At 37.3% G+C, this 7,249-nt stretch carries 8 protein-coding genes; all 8 read right to left on the reverse strand.

The window, feature by feature from the left end:
* On the reverse strand, nucleotides 1-360 hold a 360-nt coding region (locus RTK36_RS14340), incomplete at its 3' end, for a F0F1 ATP synthase subunit A (RefSeq protein WP_312047924.1).
* Nucleotides 361-484: 124 nt separating this feature from the next.
* Nucleotides 485-967: a hypothetical protein gene (locus RTK36_RS14345; protein ID WP_312047925.1), complete on the reverse strand. Its 483-nt coding sequence runs from the start codon at nucleotides 965-967 to the stop codon at nucleotides 485-487.
* Nucleotides 968-1,402: 435 nt separating this feature from the next.
* Nucleotides 1,403-1,624 (reverse strand): heavy-metal-associated domain-containing protein, encoded by a 222-nt coding sequence (locus RTK36_RS14350; protein WP_312047926.1) that lies wholly within the window; start codon nucleotides 1,622-1,624, stop codon nucleotides 1,403-1,405.
* 9 nt (nucleotides 1,625-1,633) lie between these two features.
* The gene (locus RTK36_RS14355; RefSeq protein WP_312047927.1) at nucleotides 1,634-1,867 is read right to left on the reverse strand and encodes an acyl carrier protein; all 234 of its coding nucleotides are present in this window, start codon (nucleotides 1,865-1,867) and stop codon (nucleotides 1,634-1,636) included.
* A 2-nt stretch (nucleotides 1,868-1,869) separates the two neighbouring features.
* Entirely contained in the window at nucleotides 1,870-3,123 is a 1,254-nt protein-coding gene (locus RTK36_RS14360; RefSeq protein ID WP_312047928.1) for a 3'-5' exonuclease, read from the reverse strand.
* A 1-nt stretch (nucleotide 3,124) separates the two neighbouring features.
* Nucleotides 3,125-4,120: a hypothetical protein gene (locus RTK36_RS14365; protein ID WP_312047929.1), complete on the reverse strand. Its 996-nt coding sequence runs from the start codon at nucleotides 4,118-4,120 to the stop codon at nucleotides 3,125-3,127.
* A 72-nt stretch (nucleotides 4,121-4,192) separates the two neighbouring features.
* Entirely contained in the window at nucleotides 4,193-4,810 is a 618-nt protein-coding gene (locus RTK36_RS14370; protein ID WP_312047930.1) for a TetR/AcrR family transcriptional regulator, read from the reverse strand.
* A 352-nt stretch (nucleotides 4,811-5,162) separates the two neighbouring features.
* Nucleotides 5,163-7,249, reverse strand: a 2,087-nt coding sequence (locus tag RTK36_RS14375) for an ABC transporter permease (protein WP_312047931.1), incomplete at its 5' end; no start/stop codon positions are given.

Here is a 7,249-nt window from a genome sequence, read left to right on the forward strand (position 1 = left end):
AAGTCCCGCTGTGACATTTAAATCTTTTGTAGGCGGGGTCAGGCCAAACAAGCCAATCGTATTTGAAACAGCCAAATATATTAAAACCGTGCCTAAAAACGGAATATATCTTTCTCCCTCTTTCCCCAGAATATCGCTAAGGAAACCATGAATAAAGTTATATATCCCTTCAAGAGCAATTTGTGATTTTCCCGGCACAATCTTTAAATTATGGGTGAAGATTAGTGTCATAATCATAATGAATGCCATGATCCCCCAACTGGTTATCACAAATTCGGGAATAGACAGCCCCTGAAGCTCAGGAAAAGACACTGTTTTGCCACCCAGTGTTTCAATTAACCGTGAGGCAACGTCTTGCATAAAATTCACCTCCACTTCCTGAAACTATGCAATTTTTTCGAATCTTGCGTACACAAATAACACACCAGTAAATTTGCTACATTGGCGCACAAAAAATAAGTAAAATTCAATGGGAATTTTTGGATTATTGAAATGATAATACTTGCTTTTTTCCGTCTTTGAGGTGTAAATAACGGGTAATAATAAATCCAATGCTAAAATTAGACACCAAAATAATCCATCGTCTTATATATAAACAAAATAAGGAATACGACGGTATTATAATTAGCTTTAAGAAAAGAGAATAGAAATTTTTATTTTCACTTTGTTGCATATCATCATAAGATACATTATCAAAAACCGCTTTTCGAATGGTGATTTGTTTTAAATCCCGATTTGAATAAAAACTGTTCTTGATAACAAACTTCATATTCTGGTTAGGATCGACGAAGTTGTCCATGCGAATTTTAATGCCAGCATTCAGCAAGCTTAATTCTTCCGATTTTTCTTCACGATAACTTTCACTTACTTTCGCCGTGGTACCACGTAACCCGAAAGAAGTAATAACCAATGATAAAAATATAAAAAATATAAATATTTTTTTATGTATTGCAGAATGCTTCCTCATACTCTCACCTCCTTTTTCTTTATTTGCAAAACGCAACTTTAACATATCATATACCCAGACTTGCCATTTGTCTATCATCTAAATTCACAATAAAACCTGATTCATGTCATATATTTACATAATTCTGCACTATAAATCTATAAATTTGAAGGAATCGTTCCTTTTTGTATCTAAACGGCAACAGTTTTACAGGGCATTTTTCAATGGAAAAAAGATTCTCTCTAAATAACAACGTAATTTATTTTATTAAAAAATAACAACTTCATGCCTTTAAAAAACAAAATAATAAAAATGAAAACACATCATTTCACGAAAAAATGAATTGTCTTTTTTTTTCATATTGCCGGTGAGGAAATATGATACTTTACTTCACTTGCAATCGTAGAAATAAACCCTACCTTGTTAACCGCCAAGGTAGGGATACTCATTCAACCATTATTCATACTCATCGTAAATTTCTAAGACCTCAAATCCCTCTTCATTGATTGCGTCACACAAGTCCTCATCAGTCACAGCTCTTTTACATTCCACAGCAACAGCTTCTTCTTCTAAATTTAAACTCACCCTGTCCACACCGCTGACACTCTCAAGTATCCGAGCTATGGCACTGCCTATTTGTAAATGATTCATTCCTTCCACAACAATAGTCTTTTTCATCATAAGCTCCTATTCCGCAAGCTGTGCATCCACGTAATCAACCACATCATCTAACGTTTGAAATGTATGCACATCTTCATCGTGAATGGTCACTAACAAACGCTTTTCTATTTCAATCATCAATTTTGCAATATCAATAGATTCAATATTAAATTCAGGTGTTAATCTGGTTTTGCCTCTTAAATCTTTTTCAGGAACACTGATAATATCACTCAATAAAGAAATAATGATTTCTAACGTCATGATTAGATACCTCCTTGAAAAATGGAGCTCTTCCTCCCTGTATAAAATAGATTAAGCCGATGTAGTGCCCGGGTGCTGGCAATATATAAAAGCTTTTTATCGTCCTTCGTATGATAATGACTCTCGTCTACGCCATAAACTAAAACAGAATCAAACTCCAGTCCCTTTGACATGGTTATCGGAATAATAAACACACCCTTTGTGTTCAGGTTATCCCCAGAGCGCACCAAATGAATGGCCATTTTATCTTTCAAGCGCTCATAGAGCCCTTCCGCAAGCTTATTATTTTTACACAAAATCCCTATGGAACCATAACCTTGCTTTTCACTGTAAAAAGCCTCTTCCATTACCTTTTGGTCAATGAGCTCAGTGTCTTTTCCTTCAATAATCTGAGGAATATCGCCACTGCGGTTAAAACTCTCAAATGGAGTATCTCCGTCCAAAAACTGCATACTGAAATTGAGAATCTCTTTTGTACAGCGAAAGCTTTTGTTCATCACCATTAAACAAGAACTTTTCGGCTTTAAAACTTCAGTTATTCTTTCATAAAGATCCATATTTTCCTGCTTTTCAATGGTTTGGTTAATGTCCCCCAATACAGTAAACCTTGCATTGGGAAAAAGGCCTTTCATTATTTTAAAATGAAGGGTGTAATAATCCTGGGCTTCATCAACAATGACCTGCCGAATGGGTCTATAAATCTCGTTGGCAACTGTATTTTCGCCGATTAACATTTGCAGATACATGAGTGCCAAAGCATCCTCATTTTCAAGCTTGTTTCCTTCAAGGCTTTCTTTGGTGTAAAGCATTATTTCATCAATATTCTTTGGTAACACAATGCCCAGGGAGAGAGATTTCAACAATCCGGCAGTGGTAAACAACTTTTTGTAGAGTGCGAATCCATTCAATTTGATAAACCCATCTACCTTTTTGGCAAGTTGAGTACTTTCCTCTATGGACAGCTCTCTTGCATATTCCTCCCAATCATAAACATGTTCTGGGTCTTCCCTTGTTTGTCGCAACAGTTTGGGCATACGGCTCTTACGCATTTCATGAATTTCTTCATAAATATACCAACGAATATAGCTCAGTCTTACTGCTAGGCTGGTAGATTCATTCATTTGCTGCAATCGTTCTTTCAAATGCTGCGCTGTGAAGACTATTTTTCCATCATATTGAATATCCGTAAAGGTAATATGAGAGAAAGGAATGCTTTCTCCATACCTATCCAATATCTTTATAAAGGCACTAGACATTTTAAAGGCCAGCTTGTTTTTTCAATTCTTTTTCATTGGCATCTTCGCAGGAAATCAATTGTTCCGTTTGCTCATAGCGAGAGCAAAAAGTTTTTTTATCTGTCAAGCTATTTCTCACCAAATCATCAAAAACAACGGACTTCACTTCATCCTCACCCAATTCTGGCAAGACATTGGAGATATACTGCTCAAACAGTGTATTAGGAGACAAAATGATGATATCTGAGGCTTGTAATCGATTTGCCAGCCCCTGATATTTCAAGTATGCCACGCGATGCAAAGCAATGGAGGTTTTTCCGCCTCCCGCAACTCCTTGCACCATCAGTAAGTCATGGGTCATATTTCGAATGGCAATATCTTGATCTCGCTGAATGGTCTCTACAATTGTTTTCATCTTTGTGGAAGCATTACCCGATAGTAACTTGCGCAAAAACTCATCTGCAATTTGTACATCAGCATCAAAAAAATATTGAAAGGCACCCTTTTTTATCTCATATTGGCGTTTCAGCGTGATATCCCCAAAAACAAGACCTCCAGGTGAATCATAATGAGCTTCCCCTTTTTCAAAACGATAAAAAAGACTGGCAATGGGAGAACGCCAATCATATATAAGAATTTTTTCGTCTTTATCGTGAAATAACGTTCCTCTGCCAATGTAGACTTCTTCCCACCATTCTTTATTTTCAGCACAAAAGTCAATTCTGGCGAAATAGGCCGATTGCAATAACCGCTCATAAAGCTTTATTTTTTTTGTTCCTGCTTCTATGGCAAATGCATTACTGGCAAGGGGTTGATAAAATTGGCTTAGCCCTATTGCACCATCGAAATCATCTGCCGAATGGGAAGCATTTTCCCACATCTCTTTGTTTGTTTCCTTTAAGGCCTCTATATTTTTGGCACTGTTTTTTTTCGCCTCTTCCAATAGTTCAGAAAGTATCTGGCAAATGTTATGATAATGGGCTAGTTCAGCAGCCCGTTCCTGTTCAAAGTTCTCCAAATTAACACCTCACTCTAGATTTTTGTAGCAGTCTTCTAAGCTCACCTTCCGGGCCTTCTGTTGCTGATCATTTTATTCCAAGGGATTAGAATAACTCCCAGCAAGACACAGCCGAAACATGCTTGTGGCTTCACACCCAATGTACGCCTTTAACTCGTCATCGGTTTCAATTAAACCCCTACCCAAAAGATAATTTGTAACTTCTCCCAAAATATAACAATGGGTGTTATGAAGCACTCGTTTTATCGTTTCGGCATTTGGCCACTGTCCATAAATCTCGTTCCATATTTCAGAGATGCATTGATTCATCTTGTGATTTATTTGTTCTAACAGCTCCACATCTTTCTGTGGGCGATTTCCGTCGATATATTCATGCCATGATAACCAGAACCACCCTTTATTGTCTAAGTACATTTCTGCAAATGCATGAAAGAAATAGGCAAAGCGTTGCTCTGCTGTTCTTGCGGTGTCCAATTTTTTTATGAGCATATCCATAAAAATCTCCTGTATTGCCATATGTGCTTCCCATAGTAAATCGTTATACGAGGGAAAGTAATTATATAAATTTGTATGAGCGCATCCCAATGACCGTGCAATTTGGCGAAGATTAAGCCGCCGTAAATCACTTTCATTCCCCATTAAGTTCAGTGTTGTTTCAATAATTTGCTCTTTTGTCAAATTCTTTTTCATACTGCACCTCCCATCATTACCGATGATAATTACCAATGGTAATGAGAGTATACAACTCCATTAAGCAATTGTCAACATAAAGCTATACTGGTAAATACAGGGTATTATAAAATAGACTAATCTATAGGATATGTAATCCTGAAGATTAGTCTATTTGCAGTATATTCACTTTTCCAGTTTAGCCTAAAACCCTCCAATTTTTTCATCAGTAGTTCCTGTTCTTCACAATACTTTAATTTACAGAACGACTCATTTGTGAGTTCTATTTCGCAAAGCCAATACCTTTCTCTTAATTTCTCACAAGGGAAAATCAATTAGCAATACTTCCTTTAAACATAGGTGCATCAGTGCTTTATTGAGCATTGATTGTATCAACAATAGACATTTCATCTATTCGCTTCACTGGGCCATATACAGCCACAATAACAGAAACAAATACAATTCCAATGATTATACCAAGTTCAATTAAGGGAATATTCCATTGTTCTCCCCAATAAGATGTTATCATTTTTTCGAAAAGAAACTTATTGGAAATGAGACCCAAAACACTTCCCCATATACCTCCTACCATTGCGTAAGTTGAAGCTTCTGCAACAATCATCTTCTTCAGTTGTTTATTACTTAATCCAATAGCACGGAAAGCGCCATATTCTTTCATGTGGGCTGAAACGCTCATGCCAATACTGTTAACAATATTGAATATGGTGATGAGGGCAATCAAAGTCATAAACCCATATATAAACAGCCCAAAGGAATAATATGAGCCTAATACACTTCGATTTTCCAAGCGTTCATCTGAAAAGATATGCCTAGATCCCACCAATGCATGAATTTTGTCAACGTCCTTTTGGGTAGCTTTTTTCACTAATTGCATGTCAATAACGGTATAGTCCGTTACACCTGTAAGCTGCCTGAATGTATTTTCAGAACAAATGATTGTACCTACATCAGGTGCATTTTGAAATGGACAGGAAGAAAGTGTACCCACAATCTCTATATCCACAGAACGGTTCTCCATAAGTACCGTCACCTTGTCGCCTATCTTTGGATTGCCCTGTTGTTCAAAAACACCCAATCCCGTATATGGTTCATGCTGAACTTTTTCTAAAGTCCCCTCCAGCAAATACTCCTTTGCCCAATTAAACTGGTTTTCCTCATAAGAAATCAGGTCAACGGTTTTTTCAACACCATTTAACTTAATAGGCACATTGTAAGCAAACATCCGCCCATATACTCTTTCCGAATTTTCTTCCAGCTCTTTCAATAAATTCCTACTAATGGAACATTTGTTATCCGTACTTACAATAGATAAATCCGGTGTCCATGGCTTCAAAGGTCTCAGTGCATGGTGCATAAAATCAACAGTAACCGAAAAGGAAAGAAATAAAATAATACTAAGTGAAAAAGAACCAACCATTAACACAAAATTCCGTTTACTGGATTTTGCGTGATGAATTCCCAGTGCAGTATCAATTTTAAATAAGGCAGTACTGGCAGCCTTCTTCCCATAAAACAAATCATTTTTAGCCCCTGATATTGCCGCCAAAGGCGAAACTCTCGACGCTCTTTTTGCAGGAGAACGGGCGGCAAAAAAAACTGTAAAAACACCTATACAGATACCAGCGATAACACTGGGAAAACTGATGGCAAAGACAGGCATGCCTATAAAGTACTCTGGACTTAGATAGCGCAGCATGGCACACAATACCCAAATCACTATGATGCCCCCGCCAACACCTACAGGTATGGCAAAATTGCACCACCCTAAAGCCTCTTTGCCCACGAACTTCATTACTTGCTTTGGCGTTGCGCCAATGCATCGCATCATACCAAAAAATTCAGTGCGCTGGGCAACGTTGCTGTTTAAACTACTTGCAATCATCATGACTCCTGCTATTAGAACTAGCAAAAACAGAATAAATGCCGAGCCATATAACTGGAGCATAAAAGAATTCCCACTTTGACCAAGTAAACCAAGAAGCTTGGTATTTTCGGAAACCTGTTTTTCAGAAAGTCCTAATTGCGCTTTTATAGCGCTAATTGAATCTTTCATATTACAATGGGTGGAAAACTGAACAAAAAATACGCTGTTAAAGTATGTGGAATTATTTTTTTCCATCTTTTGATATATAGAGCGAAACCCATCCGTTGTCAAAAACATACCAAATGAATCTTCTTCCATAGTTTTTGAAGCATTCTTCAAAAAGCCTGAAACGGTAACTTGAAATTTTCCATCCGGTGTATCCACGGAAACCAAATCTCCAATTTTTAAACCCATCGCAGTTTTAGCATTCTCACTAACTAATGCCTCAGTATCCTTATGGGGAAATGTACCCTCAGTAATTAAATCTGTTTGCATCTTGGTAATCCAGCTTTCTTCGCTACCGCAAAGAATCAGGTTCTTGCCTGCTAAGGTATATCCCTGATCCCCCCCATAGT

Source organism: Anaerotignum sp., assembly GCF_031981185.1.
Lineage (GTDB): Bacteria > Bacillota > Clostridia > Lachnospirales > Anaerotignaceae > Chakrabartyella.